The organism is Mesorhizobium sp. BR1-1-3, assembly GCF_020165455.1.
In the GTDB taxonomy this organism is placed as follows: Bacteria; Pseudomonadota; Alphaproteobacteria; order Rhizobiales; family Rhizobiaceae; genus Mesorhizobium; species Mesorhizobium ciceri.
In genome coordinates this window covers 490,485-505,664 of sequence record NZ_JAIUIC010000002.1, presented here as the reverse complement: position 1 = coordinate 505,664, position 15,180 = coordinate 490,485, and the positions used below count along the sequence as shown (strand labels likewise).

At 60.3% G+C, this 15,180-nt stretch carries 11 protein-coding genes; 5 read left to right on the top strand and 6 right to left on the bottom strand.

The window, feature by feature from the left end:
* Position 1: 1 nt before the first annotated feature.
* The 6 genes from purU to LB559_RS06655 all read right to left on the bottom strand — a co-directional run bounded on the left by purU (position 2) and on the right by LB559_RS06655 (position 5,459).
* Entirely contained in the window at positions 2-853 is an 852-nt protein-coding gene (purU, locus tag LB559_RS06680; RefSeq protein WP_135867232.1) for a formyltetrahydrofolate deformylase, read from the bottom strand.
* 18 nt (positions 854-871) lie between these two features.
* Complete coding sequence (locus LB559_RS06675) at positions 872-1,798, bottom strand: electron transfer flavoprotein subunit alpha/FixB family protein (RefSeq protein ID WP_126070443.1); 927 nt, start codon at positions 1,796-1,798, stop codon at positions 872-874.
* 24 nt (positions 1,799-1,822) lie between these two features.
* Positions 1,823-2,572, bottom strand: a complete 750-nt coding sequence (locus tag LB559_RS06670) for an electron transfer flavoprotein subunit beta/FixA family protein (RefSeq protein WP_126070444.1) — start codon at positions 2,570-2,572, stop codon at positions 1,823-1,825.
* 78 nt (positions 2,573-2,650) lie between these two features.
* A complete protein-coding gene (locus tag LB559_RS06665; RefSeq protein WP_126070445.1) occupies positions 2,651-4,006 on the bottom strand; it encodes an aspartate aminotransferase family protein in 1,356 nt (451 codons plus the stop codon).
* Positions 4,007-4,018: 12 nt separating this feature from the next.
* Positions 4,019-4,672 (bottom strand): HAD-IA family hydrolase, encoded by a 654-nt coding sequence (locus LB559_RS06660; RefSeq protein WP_126070446.1) that lies wholly within the window; start codon positions 4,670-4,672, stop codon positions 4,019-4,021.
* The gene (locus tag LB559_RS06655) at positions 4,665-5,459 is read right to left on the bottom strand and encodes an IclR family transcriptional regulator (protein WP_224673600.1); all 795 of its coding nucleotides are present in this window, start codon (positions 5,457-5,459) and stop codon (positions 4,665-4,667) included. The genes LB559_RS06660 and LB559_RS06655 overlap by 8 nt, the downstream gene beginning before the upstream one ends.
* Positions 5,460-5,734: 275 nt before the next feature.
* Between LB559_RS06655 and LB559_RS06650 the strand changes: the two genes are divergently transcribed.
* The 5 genes from LB559_RS06650 to LB559_RS06630 all read left to right on the top strand — a co-directional run bounded on the left by LB559_RS06650 (position 5,735) and on the right by LB559_RS06630 (position 15,156).
* Positions 5,735-7,219: an aldehyde dehydrogenase gene (locus LB559_RS06650; protein WP_224673599.1), complete on the top strand. Its 1,485-nt coding sequence runs from the start codon at positions 5,735-5,737 to the stop codon at positions 7,217-7,219.
* The gene (locus LB559_RS06645; protein WP_135867236.1) at positions 7,219-9,693 is read left to right on the top strand and encodes an FAD-dependent oxidoreductase; all 2,475 of its coding nucleotides are present in this window, start codon (positions 7,219-7,221) and stop codon (positions 9,691-9,693) included. The genes LB559_RS06650 and LB559_RS06645 overlap by 1 nt, the downstream gene beginning before the upstream one ends.
* 37 nt (positions 9,694-9,730) lie before the next feature.
* On the top strand, positions 9,731-10,981 hold the full coding sequence (locus tag LB559_RS06640) for a Tm-1-like ATP-binding domain-containing protein (RefSeq protein ID WP_126070449.1): 1,251 nt from the start codon (positions 9,731-9,733) through the stop codon (positions 10,979-10,981).
* Positions 10,978-13,035 carry an FAD-dependent oxidoreductase gene (locus LB559_RS06635; protein ID WP_126070450.1) on the top strand — a complete coding sequence of 686 codons (2,058 nt, stop codon included), beginning with the start codon at positions 10,978-10,980 and terminating at the stop codon, positions 13,033-13,035. Before LB559_RS06640 ends, LB559_RS06635 begins: the two co-directional genes overlap by 4 nt.
* A 165-nt stretch (positions 13,036-13,200) precedes the next feature.
* Positions 13,201-15,156, top strand: coding sequence for an acetoacetate--CoA ligase (locus tag LB559_RS06630; protein WP_126070451.1), 1,956 nt, complete (start codon positions 13,201-13,203; stop codon positions 15,154-15,156).
* The last annotated feature ends 24 nt before the right edge of the window (positions 15,157-15,180 follow it).

Here is a 15,180-nt window from a genome sequence, read left to right as displayed (position 1 = left end):
GTCACGCGAAAACGATTGTCTTGTGGCCATTGAGCATGACCCGACGCTCCAGGTGCATCTTCACCGCCCTGGCCAGCACCCTGCTTTCTATATCCCGGCCCGTGGCGACGAAATCGTCGGCGGTCATCGTATGCGTCACACGCTCCGTTTCCTGCTCGATGATCGGCCCTTCGTCGAGATCAGGCGTCACATAGTGGGCTGTCGCGCCAATCAGCTTCACGCCGCGTTCGAAGGCCTGATGATAAGGCTTTGCTCCCTTGAACGACGGAAGGAACGAGTGATGGATGTTGATGACTTTTCCGAACAGCCGGGTGGAGAGGTTGTCCGAGAGCACCTGCATGTATCGGGCTAACACCACGAGATCTGCCTCCGTCTCCCGGACGAGATCGAGCAGCACCTTCTCCTTTTCCGCCTTGTTGTCCTTGGTGATGTTGAAGACGTGATAGGGGATACCCTCTATCTCTGCGGTTCGGCGGCTGTCCTCGTGGTTCGACACGATAGCTACAACCTCGACCTGCAGCCATCCCACACGGATTTGGTAGAGCAGATGCAACATTGCGTGGTCGAACCTGGAAACCATGATGATGATCTTCAGCTTGCGGCCGGCGTCGACGACATCGGCCTTCATGCCGAAGCGGTCCAACACGGGCTTCACGGCGTGTTCGACCTGTTCCTTGGTTGTGGGCTGCCTGAATTCGACGGCGATGCGCATGAAGAAGCGGTTGGAAAGGCGGTCCCAGAACTGGTTGCTCTCGGTTATATTGGCGCCCAGGGCGGAAAGTTCCGTCGCGACCGCCGCGACGATGCCGGGTTGGTCGTCGCAGGACAGGGTAATCGTGTAGGATTGCGGCACGTTTTCATTCCCCTCGTGTCAAATTTTGGCAAGTTCGGGAAGGACATCAAAAAGGTCGGCGACGAGACCGTAGTCGGCTACCTGGAAGATCGGCGCCTCCTCGTCCTTGTTGATGGCGACGATGACCTTGGAATCCTTCATGCCGGCGAGGTGCTGGATGGCGCCGGAGATGCCCACCGCGATGTAGAGATCGGGAGCCACCACCTTGCCGGTCTGGCCGACCTGCCAGTCGTTCGGCGCATAGCCGGCATCGACCGCGGCGCGCGAAGCGCCAACAGCCGCACCGAGCTTGTCGGCGACCGGCAGGATGACCTCCTTGAATTTTTCCGCCGAACCCAGCGCACGGCCGCCCGAGATGATGATCTTGGCCGAGGTTAGTTCCGGACGGTCGGTGTCGGAAAGCTTGTTCTCAATGAAAATGGAGAGCCTCGGGTCGGCTGCCGGCGAGGCAAGCTCGACGGCAGCCGCATTGCCTTGGGAGGCGCTCGAATATGATGCGGTGCGCACGGTGATCACTTTCTTGGCGTCGGTTGACTGCACCGTCTGGATGGCATTGCCGGCGTAGATCGGCCGCTTGAAGGTGTCGGGCGACACGATCTCGATGATCTCGGAGACCTGCGCGACATCGAGCAGGGCGGCGACGCGCGGCGCGACGTTCTTGCCCGACGAGGTCGCAGGCGCGATGATGGTGTCGTAAGCGCCGGCCAGCGAGACGACCAGCGCCGCCAGCGGTTCGGCGAGACGCTCGGTCAGTTCATCGGCATCGGCCAGCAGCACCTTGGTGACGCCCTTGAGCTTGGCTGCGGCATCCGCCGCCGGCTTGGCGCCCTTGCCGGCGACCAGCAAATGCACGTCCGAACCGATCTGCAGGGCCGCGGAAAGCGCCTTGGCGGTCTGGTCGGAAAGGGTTGCGTTGTCGTGTTCGGCAATCAGAAGAATAGCCATGTTGTTGTCTCCTTTTCCGATCGCTTACAGCACGCCGGCTTCGTTCTTGAGCTTGTCGATCAATTCGGCCACCGACTTGACCTTGACGCCCGCCTTGCGGCCGCTGGGCTCCTCGGTCTTGAGCACCTTCAGCCGCCGCTTGACGTCGGCGCCGTAGTCGGCCGGGCTCTTTTCGTCGAGCTGCTTCTTCTTGGCCTTCATGATGTTGGGCAAGGAGGCATAGCGCGGCTGGTTGAGGCGAAGGTCGGCGGTGATGATCGCCGGCATCTTCAGTTCCACCGTCTGCAGGCCGCCGTCGACTTCGCGCGTCACCTTGGCCTTGTCGCCGTCGATGACAACCTTGGAGGCGAAAGTGCCCTGCGCCCAGCCGAGAAGGGCTGCCAGCATCTGGCCGGTCTGGTTGGAATCGTCGTCGATCGCCTGCTTGCCGAGGATGACGAGGCCAGGCTGTTCGGCGTCGACGACGCCCTTCAGCACCTTGGCGACACCGAGCGGCTCGGTCTGCTCATCGGTCTTGACCAGGATGGCGCGGTCGGCGCCCATGGCGAGCGCGGTGCGCAAGGTTTCCTGCGCCTGCTGCGGTCCGATAGAGACGACGATGATCTCTTCCGCCTTGCCGGCTTCCTTCAGCCGGAGCGCCTCTTCGACCGCGATCTCGTCAAACGGGTTCATCGCCATCTTGACGTTGGCGAGTTCTACAGCCGAACCGTCAGCCTTGACGCGAACCTTGACGTTCGCATCCACAACTCGCTTCACGGGTACAAGGATTTTCACTTGATTGTGCCCTTATTTTCGGGGTGAGTTTCCCTATTCCGGGACCACATGGCCCAGGCAATATTCCATCTCAATCAATTATCGCCCGGCTTGCGCGAGGCCCACATCGAGTGCGGCGACGATCCGCTTCACATCTGCCGCCGTGATGACGAGCGGGGGTGAGATGATGACGTTGGCACCGGAAGTGCGGACCATTACGCTTTCTTCGTATGCGGTGTCGAAAACCTTCTGCACGACGTCTTTGGCCGCTGCCGATTTCGTCTTGCGGTCCGACACCAGTTCAAGCGCGCACATCAGACCGAGACCCCGCACGTCCCCTACCAGCTCATGCTTCTCCTTGAGGCCTTCAAGGCCCACAAGCAACTCCGCTCCCCGGGCCTTTGCATTCGCGGCGACGTTGAGACGTTTTGTTTCGGCGAGCGTCGCGAGCGCTGCGGCGGCTCCAACTGGGTGACCTGAATAGGTGTAGCCGTGGCCGATCGAGCCAATGGCGCCCTTGGAGGCCTCAAATACCGTTGCCACCTTTTGGCAGATCATCACCGCGCCGAACGGAAAGTATCCGTTGCTGATTGCCTTGGCCGTGCACATGAAGTCCGGTTTGACACCCCAGCCACGCGAGCCGGTCCAGGCGCCCGTGCGTCCAAACGCTGTGATCACCTCGTCGGCGATCAGCAAAATGCCGTGCTTGTCGCAAATGGCACGCATCAATGGCATGAAGGTTTCATGCGGCACGATAACGCCACCCGACCCCAGCACCGGTTCCATGATCATGGCAGCGATCGTATCGGCCCCCTGGAAGGCGATCTCATCCTCGAACTGGCGAGCGATCGCCTGGGCAATCTCCGCCGGATCAGAGGTGCCGAAGGGATTGCGGTAGGCATAAGGTGCGGCGAGATGAAAAACCCCAGGTAGCAACGGCTCGTAGTTGCGGCGGAAGTTGGCATTGCCATTGACCGATGCGCCACCGAAATGCGTGCCATGGTAGCCCTTCTTGAGGGCAACAAACTTGGTGCGCTCGGGTTGGCCATTGATCTTGTGATACTGACGCGCCAGACGCAAAGCGGTCTCGACCGAATCCGAACCGCCCGACGTGAAGAACGCACGCACGAGGCCGTCTTCCTTGAACCATTCCGCCAGCTCGTATGAGAGCTCGATCGCCGGCGACGGCGATGTGCCGCGGAACGCGGAATAATAGGGAAGCTGGTCCAGTTGATCGCGGATCGCCTTTTTCACCGGCTCGCAAGAATAGCCGAGGTTGACATTCCAAAGGCCGCCGACGGCATCGAGCAGCTTCCTGCCGTGGATATCGGTGACCTCAACCCCCTCGGCCGCATTGATGATGTGCGGCGGGTTCGCTTGCATCTCGGCGGGATGCGCCATGGGATGCCACATGTGGCGGGCGTTGTTCTCAACAAGGAAATTCGTCTCTCGCACCCTCTGTTCCTCTCAAATTCCCAGCATCTTGATTGCCTGGGCATAGCTTTCGCCTGGCCCGGTAACATCGAAGTGCACGATGTGCATCCCGACGTCCGACGCTCCTTTGACGTTCTTGGCCTGGTCGTCCACGAACACGCAATCCGAAGGGGCAAGGCCAAGCCCGTCGAAGACGAACCCGTAAGCGCGCGGGTCGGGTTTCAGGATTTTTGTGTACGTCGCGTCGACGATCAGGTCGAACATCTGAAGGAATGGAAGCTTGGACCGAAATCCCGCGCCATAGAACAGATCGAGCTCATTCGACAGGATGGCAAGCTTCTTACCCGCGTCCTTGGCAACCTCAATCGCGCGCAACGCCTCTGGTCTGATCATCAGCTGCGGATCATCACCCCGGATGCGCTGGAGGAACACGGGGAGTTCATCCCAGGTCTCACCGAGGAGCTTGCCGGTCTCGCGTGCCCGCGTGTACCAGTAGTCCCGTTCGGTGATTGCCCCGGACTGCATCTGTTGCCACAACGCGTCGCCATCGGTGTCGAAGGGGCCCATCCAGTCAAGGGTGCCTGCAGGCAGTCCCAAGGCGGCCTCGTTCAGGCGCTGGGTTTCAAAGACCGTTTTCGAGATCACACCGCCGAAATCGAGGACAAGCGCACTACGGCGTTCAGGCATCAAGAAGATCCTTCGTTGCACGCAGGATGCTCGGATGAGGTTCAGCGCCGATTGCGCGAGATATTTCCACCGAAGCCCCGACTACGAGCCGTGCGGCTTTCAACTGCCTGTCCTTCATCATTCGAGATGCGACACCGGCGATCGCCACCGATCCAAAAGCGTCGCCACTGCTGGAAAAGATCGGCGCGGCCACACCGCTCGATTCCACTTCAAAAGACCCAGGCGCAAAGGCGAAGCCGCGATTCCTGATTTGGTCCAATTGCGCCCGCAGTTCCTCTTCGTCGACCACGGTATTTTTCGTGTACCTGACCAATTCTCCCTCGGCAAAAACCCCGTCGCGGACCTCAGGCGCGGCGAACGCCAGAAACGCCAGACCAGATGCGGTCGCGTGAAAAGGCAGCAATTGCGACGGGTTCACCCAGACACGGGTCGATCTCTTCGGCTCCGTCACCGCAACCGTGATCATTGCGGTCTCGGCCGCCAGTGTGGCGTGCGCGGTTTCTTCCATCTCCTCGGCAAGCCTGTCGAGCACGGGATTGATGAATGACAGGAGCGGGAAACTAGCTTCTCTAACCCGAGCCAGCCTGAGTACGGCAATCCCCAGGCGGTATTTCTTGGTTTCCGCATGCTGTTCCACAAAGCCGTTGCGAATAAGCGCAACAAGGATCCGAAGAGTCGTTGCTTTGTCGACTTTGGACTTTCGGGCGAGGTCGCTCAGGCCCCATTCCGGTTCCTGCACGGTAAAATATGAAAGTAGATAAAGCGCCCTATCGACGCTTTTCATCATTGGAACTGTTTCCCCAGGTCCGGATTTCGGCACGATTTCCTCTCCTCGATGAGTGCTACTTGACAGAACTTCAAACCTAATGCAAGCTTTTTAAACTGATGGTGACAATAATGAACCGCGAATCGACGGTCAAGCCATAATGGGAAATCCGAATGAATTTGCCTCAAAACGCTCGTCCCGCTGGCTCGGTCTATCTGACCGCTGAAGGCAGCCCGCGACACCATTCCGATTTAGCGTGACTGAGAACGACTCGGAACCGACCGTAAGGACAACCAATGGATCAAATCCAGATCGACCAGCTTCGGGGGCTTTCAGTTCCGGAGCAAGGGCTTTTCATCGACGGAAAAGCGCGCAAGGCCCTGAAAGGCGGGACGCGCGAGGTGATATCGCCGCTTGATGGGTCAATCCTTACGCGCCTCGCTGAAGCCGAAGAAGGCGATATCGACCTGGCGGTGGCGAGTGCCAGGGCGAGTTTCGACCGTGGATTATGGTCGAGGGCTGCGCCGGCCGAACGCAAGAAGGTGATGCACCGCATCGCCGAACTCATCGAAAAGAATGCGCTGGAACTGGCCGTGCTCGGAGTCCGCGACAACGGCACCGAAATCTCGATGGCGATAAAGGCGGAGCCTGGAAGCGCGGCCAACACGTTCCGCTACTACGGCGAGTTGATCGACAAGGTCTACGGCGAGATCGCACCGACGGCCGCTTCGGTTCTCGGCCTGGTTCATCATGACCCCGTCGGCGTTGTTGGCGTGATTGTTCCGTGGAACTTCCCGATGATGATCGGAGCATGGAAAATCGCTCCCGCGCTGGCGGCCGGAAATTCGGTTGTCGTAAAACCGGCGGAGGTCGCATCACTTACCTTGCTGCGTTTGGCGGAGATCTGTTCGGAGGCTGGCCTGCCGGCCGGCGTCTTCAATGTGGTCACCGGGCAGGGTTCCGTCGTCGGTGCCGCACTCGGACTCCACAATGACGTCGATGTGCTGGCTTTCACGGGCTCCGGTCCCGTAGGGCGGAGGCTTCTCGAATATTCCGCCCGATCTAATCTCAAGCGCGTCTATCTCGAACTCGGAGGTAAGTCGCCGAACGTAGTGTTCGCGGACGCACCGGATCTCGATCAGGCAGCCAAGGTCGCGGCCTATGGCATATTCCGCAACTCCGGTCAGGTTTGCGTAGCCGGCTCCCGGATCTTGGTAGAGCGCTCGATTCACGCTGATTTTGCGCAAAAAGTGGCCGAATTTGCTTCACAGATGCGGTTGGGCGATCCCCTTGATGTCAGAACCGAGGCTGGCGCAATTGCAAGCGCCGACCAACTTTTCAAGAACCTGGAATTTGTGGCCCGGGCCACAGCCGATGGCGCCTCGCTGCTTACCGGCGGTACCCGAATCCGCGAGGAAACAGGGGGATTCTTCATGGCGCCGACGGTGTTTGACCAAGTCGCTCCAGACGCCGCCCTTGCCCAGGAAGAAGTGTTCGGCCCGGTGCTTGCGATCACGCCGTTTGACGACGAGGCCGCCGCGGTTCGGATCGCAAACTCGACGATTTACGGGCTGGCATCCGGCGTCTGGACGTCCAACCTCTCGCGCGCCCATCGCATGGTAAGGGCGATCAGGGCCGGCGTCGTCCACGTCAACACATATGGAGGGCCGGACATCACCGTGCCGCTCGGTGGCGTCGGACAGTCTGGCAACGGTCACGACAAGTCGCCGCATGCCCTCGATAAATTCCTCAATCTCAAGACAGCGTGGATTCAACTCTGATGACCGAAAACAGATCCCCAAGGTCACTCCCAGAACGGGCTCCTGCAGTCGTCATCGGCGGCGGCATCATCGGCATATCGTCCCTCTACCATCTTGCGAAACGCGGAATGGCGGGTGCGGTGCTCTTGGAGCGTAAACAGCTTGCAAGTGGGACGACATGGCACGCGGCAGGAATCGTCGGGCAACTGCGTGAGTCTGGCTCGCAGACAGCGCTCTCGAAATACACCGCACGGCTCTTTATGGAACTCGAAAGTGAGACGGGACAGGCAACGGGCTACAAGCAGAACGGCACGCTGCATCTCGCATTGTCGGATATCCGGATGGACCAGTTGCTGCGCAACCATGACCATGCCGGACGAATGGAAATCGAAAGCCACATACTCTCGATCCCGGAGCTGAAAGAAATCTGGCCCCTGGTGGACTATGGGGGCGTCCAAGGCGGCTTCTTCGTTCCCTCCAACGGTCAGGTCAATCCCCTGGACGTCACCCAGGCGATGGCCCGCGGCGCTCGCAACAACGGGGCGCTGATTTTTGAGAACACTTCGGCCACAAGAATTCTGACGAAGAACGGCCGGGTGATTGGTGTCGAAACCGATCAGGGTGTGATCGCCACCGAAAAAGTCATTCTCGCCGGCGGGATGTGGACAAGCCGCTTTGCCAAGGCACATGGGGTGACTGTGCCCCTTCATGCAGCGGAGCATTTCTACATCGTCACCGAAGCGATTGCCGGCCTCCCGCGCACCCTGCCCTGCCTTGTCGTCGGCGAAGAACGGACCTACTGGAAGGAGGACGCGGGCAAGCTGTTGATCGGTGGTTTCGAAGCCTTGGGCAAGGCTTGGGGCAAAGAGGGCATTCCAGACGGTTTCGAGTTCGACGAACTTCCATTCGACATGGAACATACCGAACCGATGCTTGAGACGATCTTCGCCCGCATGCCAGCGCTTGCCGAGATGGGGATCAAGACGTTTTTCAACGGCCCCGAGAGTTTCACACCGGACGGTCGGCCCTACCTCGGCCCCGCGCCGGAAATGCCAGGCCTGTTCATTGCCGCCGGCATGAATTCCAACGGCATCCTGAACTCCGGCGGCGTCGGCTTAACGATGGCGGAGTGGCTGATCGACGGATATCCGAGCCGCAGCATGAACTCCATGCTGGCTTCTCGCGCCCATCCCTTTCAATCCAACTCGACATACAATGCCGACAGGGTCGGTGAGTCCGTCGGATTCCATTACGGCATCCACTGGGCGGGCCGCCAGATCGAAACGGCACGCGGGGTACGTCGGGTACCACTGCACGACAGGCTGAAATCGCAAAACGCTGTTTTCGCCGAGCGCATCGGCTGGGAAATTCCAATGTATTACGACCCGTCCGGCTTGGGATGGCAGGACAAACCTTCGGTCGGCGAGCAATACTGGTCTTCCCTGGTGGCCGACGAATGTGCCGCCGCCCGGGATGCGGCGGTGCTCCTTGACCAGTCCATGTACGCCAAACTCCTGGTGCAGGGACCGGATGCCGTCGAAATGTTGAACAGGGTCTGCGGTGCCCAGATGGACGTGGCGGTCGGAACCTCCGTCTACACCCAATTCCTCAATCAACGCGGCGGCATCGAGGCCGACGTGACGGTCACGCGGATCGGCCCACAGAAATTCCTCGTGGTTACGGGGCACCCCAGCCAGGTTCGCGACCGCGCCTGGCTTGAAATGCATGCGGACCCGGAGTGGCGGTTCGAAATCTTCGACGCCACGTCGTCCTACGCGCTGCTGACGATCCATGGGCCGAAGTCTCGCGAGATACTTTCCGCCCTGACGATAGACGACCTCAGCAACGAGAAATTTCCGTTCGGTGCCGCGCGGGAAATCGACCTTGCCCATGCACGGGTCTGGGCCATCAGAAGATCGTTCGTAGGCGAACTTGGCTACGAGCTGCTGATTTCGACGGAGTTCACGCACGGTGTCTACGAGAACATCCTGACGGTCGGAACGCCACTCGGCCTGCGGCATATGGGAATGTTTGCCATGGGAAGTTGCCGCCTTGAAAAGGCTTTCAGGCACTTCGGGCATGACATCACCGAGGAGGACACACCTTACGAAACCGGCCTAGGATTTGCTGTTGATCTCAACAAGAGCGAGTTCATCGGCAAAGGCCCTCTCGCAAGGCAGAAGGCAGGCGGTGCAGCCACGCTCTTCAGGACGGTATCGGTCTCCGTCAACGGCCTCGGAAGAACAGGTCCTTATCTCGCGCACAATGAACCGATCTGGAAAGGCGATGACCTTGTGGGCCACGTCACCTCCGGAGGATGGGGCTACCGCGTTGGCAAAATGCTGGGGCTTGCAAGCCTGCATCGTGAGGATGGCGTCTCGAAGGCATGGCTCGAAGAGGGTGATTTCGAGGTCCAGATCGCCGGCAAACGCTATCCGATCCAGGTCCAGCTTCAGCCCCTCTACGACCCGCAGGGAGAGCGGATGCGTGGCTGAGACCGACTAACCAAAAAACAAAAAATGAGTGGGAACCATGACGACGAAAGAAACGAAGACGATCCTTGTTATCGGTACATTCGATACGAAGTCGGACGAACTGATCTATCTCGCTGACAGGATTGTCGCACAGGGCGGCCGAGCGCTCACGATGGACGTAAGCGTTCTCGGTGGTCCCATGCGGCCGACCGACATCAGCAAGCACGATGTCGCCGAGGCTGGCGGGTCGTCGATCCAGACGGCGATCGCGTCCGGCGACGAGAACACCGCGATGCAGATCATGGCGCGCGGCGCGTCAATCCTGACAGCGAGGCTGCACGCGGAAGGCAAGATCGACGGCATGATTGCCATGGGCGGCACCATGGGCACGGACCTGGCTCTCGACTGCGCTCGTGCCTTGCCACTCGGCGTACCGAAATATGTGATTTCTACAGTCGCGTATTCCCCCCTCGTCCCCGCGGACAGACTAGCGCCCGACATCCAGATGATCCTGTGGGCGGGAGGCCTCTTCGGATTGAACTCCATATGCAAGTCGTCTTTAAGCCAGGCTGCGGGCGCGGTTTTGGGGTCCGCGCAATCGGTCGAAACGCCGAAGCGGGATCGTCCCATCATTGGCATGATGAGCCTTGGCAGCTCGTGCCTTTCCTACATGAGACTACTCAAGGGCCCCTTGGAAGAGCGAGGGTTCGAACTTGCGGTGTTTCATGCGACTGGCATGGGCGGAATGGCTTTTGAAAATCTGGCCGCGCAAGGATATTTCTGCGCCGTCATGGATTTCGCGCTTCCCGAGCTCGGGAACCTTCTGGTTGGCTCTATCGTCAACGGTGGCAAGGACCGACTTGTGTCAGCCGGACAGAACAAGGTCCCACAACTCGTCGCTCCGGGCTGCGTCGACTTGATAGACTTTCCCAGTTGGCAAGATATCCCCGCCCGCTTCGCCGGCAGACCCTGCCACGCGCACAATCGTTTGATCTCCTCCGCCGCGTTGAACGCGCAAGAGCGGCGCGAGACCGCCCGCGAGATCGGCCATCGGTTGGCCAAAGCCTTGGCTCCCGTGCATGTGATCCTGCCTATTCAAGGTATCGAGGAATGGGACCGGGAGGGGCAACCTGCCCATGACCCGGCTGGACTAGCAGCGTTCCTCGATGAAATGCGCTCAGCGATACGGCATCCGGTGGAATTGACCGAGATCGACGCGCACATAAACGACGCGCTGTTTGCTGAAACGGTGCTTGGAATATTCGACGATTGGGTCGATCGAGGCATCGTCAAGAAGGCACTACAATGACGATACACGCCACCCCGATCGACGCTCGCTATGCGGTTCTGTTTGAACCCGTCAAGATCGGGCCGAAGGTGGCGCCAAATCGATTCTTCGCTGTGCCGCACGCGACGGGCCACTCTCCCCTCATGCCCAACGGCTCCATCGGCATGAGGGCGATGAAGGCGGAAGGCGGTTGGGGCACCGTCTGTATGCAGCTTTCCGAGATCGATCCGTCATCCGATATCTCCAACCTGCCGATCGAGAAATTTTGGGATGAGGTCGACGTCAGGAGCCATGCACGGCTGACCGAGAGGATCCGCGAGCATGGCGCGCTTTCGGCCATCGAGATCGGCCACAGCGGCATGCGTTCGCGGGGCCTGGCAAATGGCTATCCGGTTCTCGGCCCATCCAGTCTCCCCGTTCTCAAGCCTGAGGTCCCGGTCCAAAGCAAAGCCATGGACAAAAGCGACATCAAGTTGCTACGCGAGAACTATCGCGCCGCGGTTCGACGGGCGAAACAGGCGAACTACGACATCGTCTATGTCTACGCCGCTCACGACGCGTCGATCCTGTGGCACTTCCTGACCCCGGCCTATAATCACCGAACGGATGAATATGGCGGCAGCTTCGCCAACCGGGTTCGGCTGCTACGCGAGGTCCTGGAGGAGGCCAAGGAAGAGGCCAGCGACGATATAGCCGTAGCCATTCGTTTTGCGGTGCATGAACTCACCGGGCCCAAAGCTATATCGAGTAGCGGCGAAGGGCGCGACGTGGTCGAGCTCCTGGCGGAAATCCCGGATCTTTGGGACGTCAATGTCTCGGGTTGGAGCCGCGACTCCGGAACCTCCCGCTTTGACCCCGAGGGCGCGCAGGAAGAATTTACAAGCTTCGTGAAAACAGTGACGACAAAGCCGGTCGTCGGGGTCGGCCGCTTCACATCCCCCGACGCAATGGTGAGCCAGATCCGCCGTGGCGTCCTCGATCTGATCGGTGGCGCGCGGCCGTCTATCGCCGATCCGTTCCTGCCCCAAAAAATCCGCGAAGGACGGGTGGACGAGATCAGGGAGTGCATAGGCTGCAACATCTGCGTGGCCTCCGACGCGTACTCGATCCCGCTGCGCTGCACACAAAACCCGACGATGAGTGAAGAATGGCGGCGCGGCTGGCATCCTGAACGCGTTCCCAAAGCTCAGACCAACAAGAACCTCCTTGTCGTCGGCGGCGGACCTGCCGGGCTGGACTGCGCCCTCACCCTGGCGCGGGCAGGCCACCAGGTGACAATCGCCGAAAAGTCGGAAGTGATGGGTGGACGCGTCACCAAGGAAAGCAGGCTGAAGGGCTTGTCAGCCTGGAACCGGGTCCGCGACTACCGTCTCTACCAGATGCAGCAGATGCCGAATGTCGAGCTTTTCCTAGGCAGCGAAATCACACCCGAGATTGCCTGCGAGTTTGGCGCCGACCACATATTCGTGGCCACTGGATCGCGCTGGAGGGATGACGGACTTGGCCGCACCCGGTACACGCCGATCCCAGGTTTCTCCGGTTGCGCTTTCACGCCCGACAGCATCCTGGACGGCGAGAGCCTGTCCGGTCCGATCGTGATCTATGACGACGATCATTACTACATGGCTAATGTCCTTGCAGAACATCTCGCGGCGAAAGGCCACGAGGTTCACCTCGTCTGTCCTCAGCCCGCGATTGCGGGCTGGATGGGCTACACGCTGGAACAGCCTCGTGTCCTCAGCGCCCTGATGGCGGCCGGCGTCAAGATGTATCCGAACACGACGGCCGTGGAGTGGAAGGACGGTGCGCTGCATATCAATCGGTCGGACACTTACGAACCGTTGCCGGCTATCCCCGCAGCGGCCTTGCTGAGTGTTACGTCAAGACTTCCACAAGACGATCTGTCCTCCTGGCTTTGCGAGGCCGGTGTTCCGCACACAACAATCGGCGACGCGGTCGCGCCGGGGATCATTCAAGCGGCGGTGTTTTCTGGACACAAGGCTGCCAGGGAGTATTTGGGAACTGAGCCGGCAGACCGCATCTTCAAGCGCGAGGTCCCGACCTTGTTCATCTGAATCGAAGCCTCCAGTAGCAAAACAAGGAGCGTCGGCCTGGCTGGGCCCTCTTCTCTCGTCTCAAGTCCGACGCGGGCCCGCCAGCAGGAGCACCGACTATGAGATCTCGCGCGCAGTCGACATGAACCAGCTGCCCTGATCGCGACAGTTTTGGGAGGAACAATTATGGCCGCAGACACACCCTTGTGGACCGCGACGCGGGACCGGATCGACGCCGCGCCGATGACGGCTTTTCTGAAAGCCGCTGCGGCGCAGGCGGATGCATCCTTCGCCTCCTATGCCGAACTTCACCGCTGGTCGGTCGAGGATCGCGAGAGCTTCTGGAGCCTCGTCTGGGACTTCTGCGGCATCGTTGGCGACAAGGGCGAGCGCGTACTCGTCGATGGCGACAAGATGCCCGGCGCCTCATTCTTTCCCGACGCCACCCTGAACTTCGCCGAGAACCTGCTGAAGAAGACCGGCTCGGGCGACGCAATCGTCTTTCATGGCGAAGACAAGGTCGAGCGTCGGCTGTCCTGGAACGAACTGCATGCGCTGACGTCGCGCCTGCAGCAGCTTTTCCTGTCGCTCGGCGTCAAAAAGGGCGACCGCATCGCCGCCATGATACCCAACATGCCGGAAGCCATCGCCGCCATGCTGGCGACCGCTTCGATCGGCGCCGTCTGGTCGTCATGCTCTCCCGATTTTGGCGAGCAGGGCGTTCTCGACCGCTTTGGCCAGATCGAACCGGTCGTCTTCATTGCGCCGGACGGCTACTGGTACAATGGCAAGGCCATCGAAGTCGCCGACAAGATCGCCGCGGTCGCGACGAAACTTGCCACCGTCCGCAAGATCCTGATCGTCGACTATCTCGGCACCTCAGCCGACGTAGCCGAAACCGTCGACAAGGCTGCGGCGCTCGAAGACGCGCTGGCGCCCTTCGCTGCAAAACCCGTGACCTTCGAACGATTGCCGTTCGCGCACCCGCTCTACATTCTGTTCTCGTCAGGCACGACCGGCATTCCCAAATGCATCGTCCATTCGGCCGGTGGAACGCTGATCCAGCATGTCAAGGAACACCGGCTGCATGCTGGATTGCTCGATGGCGACCGCTTCTTCTACTTCACCACTTGCGGCTGGATGATGTGGAACTGGCTGGTGTCGGGTCTGGCGTCAGGCGCGACACTGCTACTCTATGACGGCTCGCCCTTCTATCCCGACGGCAATGTGCTGTTCAGTTTCGCCGATGCCGAGAAGATGACCTTCTTCGGCACCTCGGCCAAATTCATCGATTCCGTGCGCAAGGCCGGCCTCAAGCCGATCGGCACGCATGATCTACAGAGCGTGCGGGCGATCTCCTCCACCGGCTCGCCACTCTCGCCCGAGGATTTCCGCTTCGTCTATGACGGCATCAAAAAGGATGTGCACCTGGCCTCGGTCTCCGGCGGCACCGACATCGTCTCCTGCTTCGTGCTCGGCGTGCCGATCGAACCGGTGTGGACCGGCGAGATCCAGGGGCCGGGCCTCGGCCTTGCCGTCGATGTCTGGGACGATGACGGCAAGCCTATCAGGCAGGAGAAGGGCGAACTGGTCTGCACCAGGGCTTTTCCGGCGATGCCGATCGGCTTCTGGAACGACCCCGAGAGCAAGAAATTCCAGGCGGCCTATTTCGAGCGCTTCGACAATGTCTGGTGCCATGGCGACTTTGCCGAATGGACCGTGCATGGCGGCCTGATCATTCATGGCCGCTCCGACGCGACGCTCAATCCGGGCGGCGTGCGCATTGGTACGGCGGAGATCTACAACCAGGTCGAACAGATGCCCGAGATTCTGGAGGCGCTGTGCATCGGCCAGGATTTCGACAATGACGTCCGGGTCGTGCTGTTCGTGCGGTTGGCCGCCGGCGTGCAGCTGGATGCCGATCTGGAAAAGCGCATCCGGTCGAAAATACGCACCGGGGCGAGCCCCCGCCACGTGCCGGCAAAGATCGTCGCCGTGTCAGACATTCCACGCACCAAATCGGGCAAGATCACCGAACTCGCGGTGCGCGACGTCGTGCACGGCCGCGCCATCAAGAACAAGGAAGCGCTCGCCAATCCAGAAGCGCTGGAGTTGTTCAGGAACCTGCCGGAGTTAGGTTGATCGACTCGGCAAACAACCTCCCAG

What these genes read in the sequence shown, in the direction of transcription:
- LB559_RS06675 (WP_126070443.1), bottom strand. Translation starts at nt 1,798, where the DNA reads ATGGCTATTCTTCTGATTGCCGAACACGACAACGCAACCCTTTCCGAC.
- LB559_RS06660 (WP_126070446.1), bottom strand. Translation starts at nt 4,672, where the DNA reads ATGCCTGAACGCCGTAGTGCGCTTGTCCTCGATTTCGGCGGTGTGATC.
- LB559_RS06655 (WP_224673600.1), bottom strand. Translation starts at nt 5,459, where the DNA reads ATGATGAAAAGCGTCGATAGGGCGCTTTATCTACTTTCATATTTTACC.
- LB559_RS06650 (WP_224673599.1), top strand. Translation starts at nt 5,735, where the DNA reads ATGGATCAAATCCAGATCGACCAGCTTCGGGGGCTTTCAGTTCCGGAG.
- LB559_RS06645 (WP_135867236.1), top strand. Translation starts at nt 7,219, where the DNA reads ATGACCGAAAACAGATCCCCAAGGTCACTCCCAGAACGGGCTCCTGCA.
- LB559_RS06640 (WP_126070449.1), top strand. Translation starts at nt 9,731, where the DNA reads ATGACGACGAAAGAAACGAAGACGATCCTTGTTATCGGTACATTCGAT.
- LB559_RS06635 (WP_126070450.1), top strand. Translation starts at nt 10,978, where the DNA reads ATGACGATACACGCCACCCCGATCGACGCTCGCTATGCGGTTCTGTTT.
- LB559_RS06630 (WP_126070451.1), top strand. Translation starts at nt 13,201, where the DNA reads ATGGCCGCAGACACACCCTTGTGGACCGCGACGCGGGACCGGATCGAC.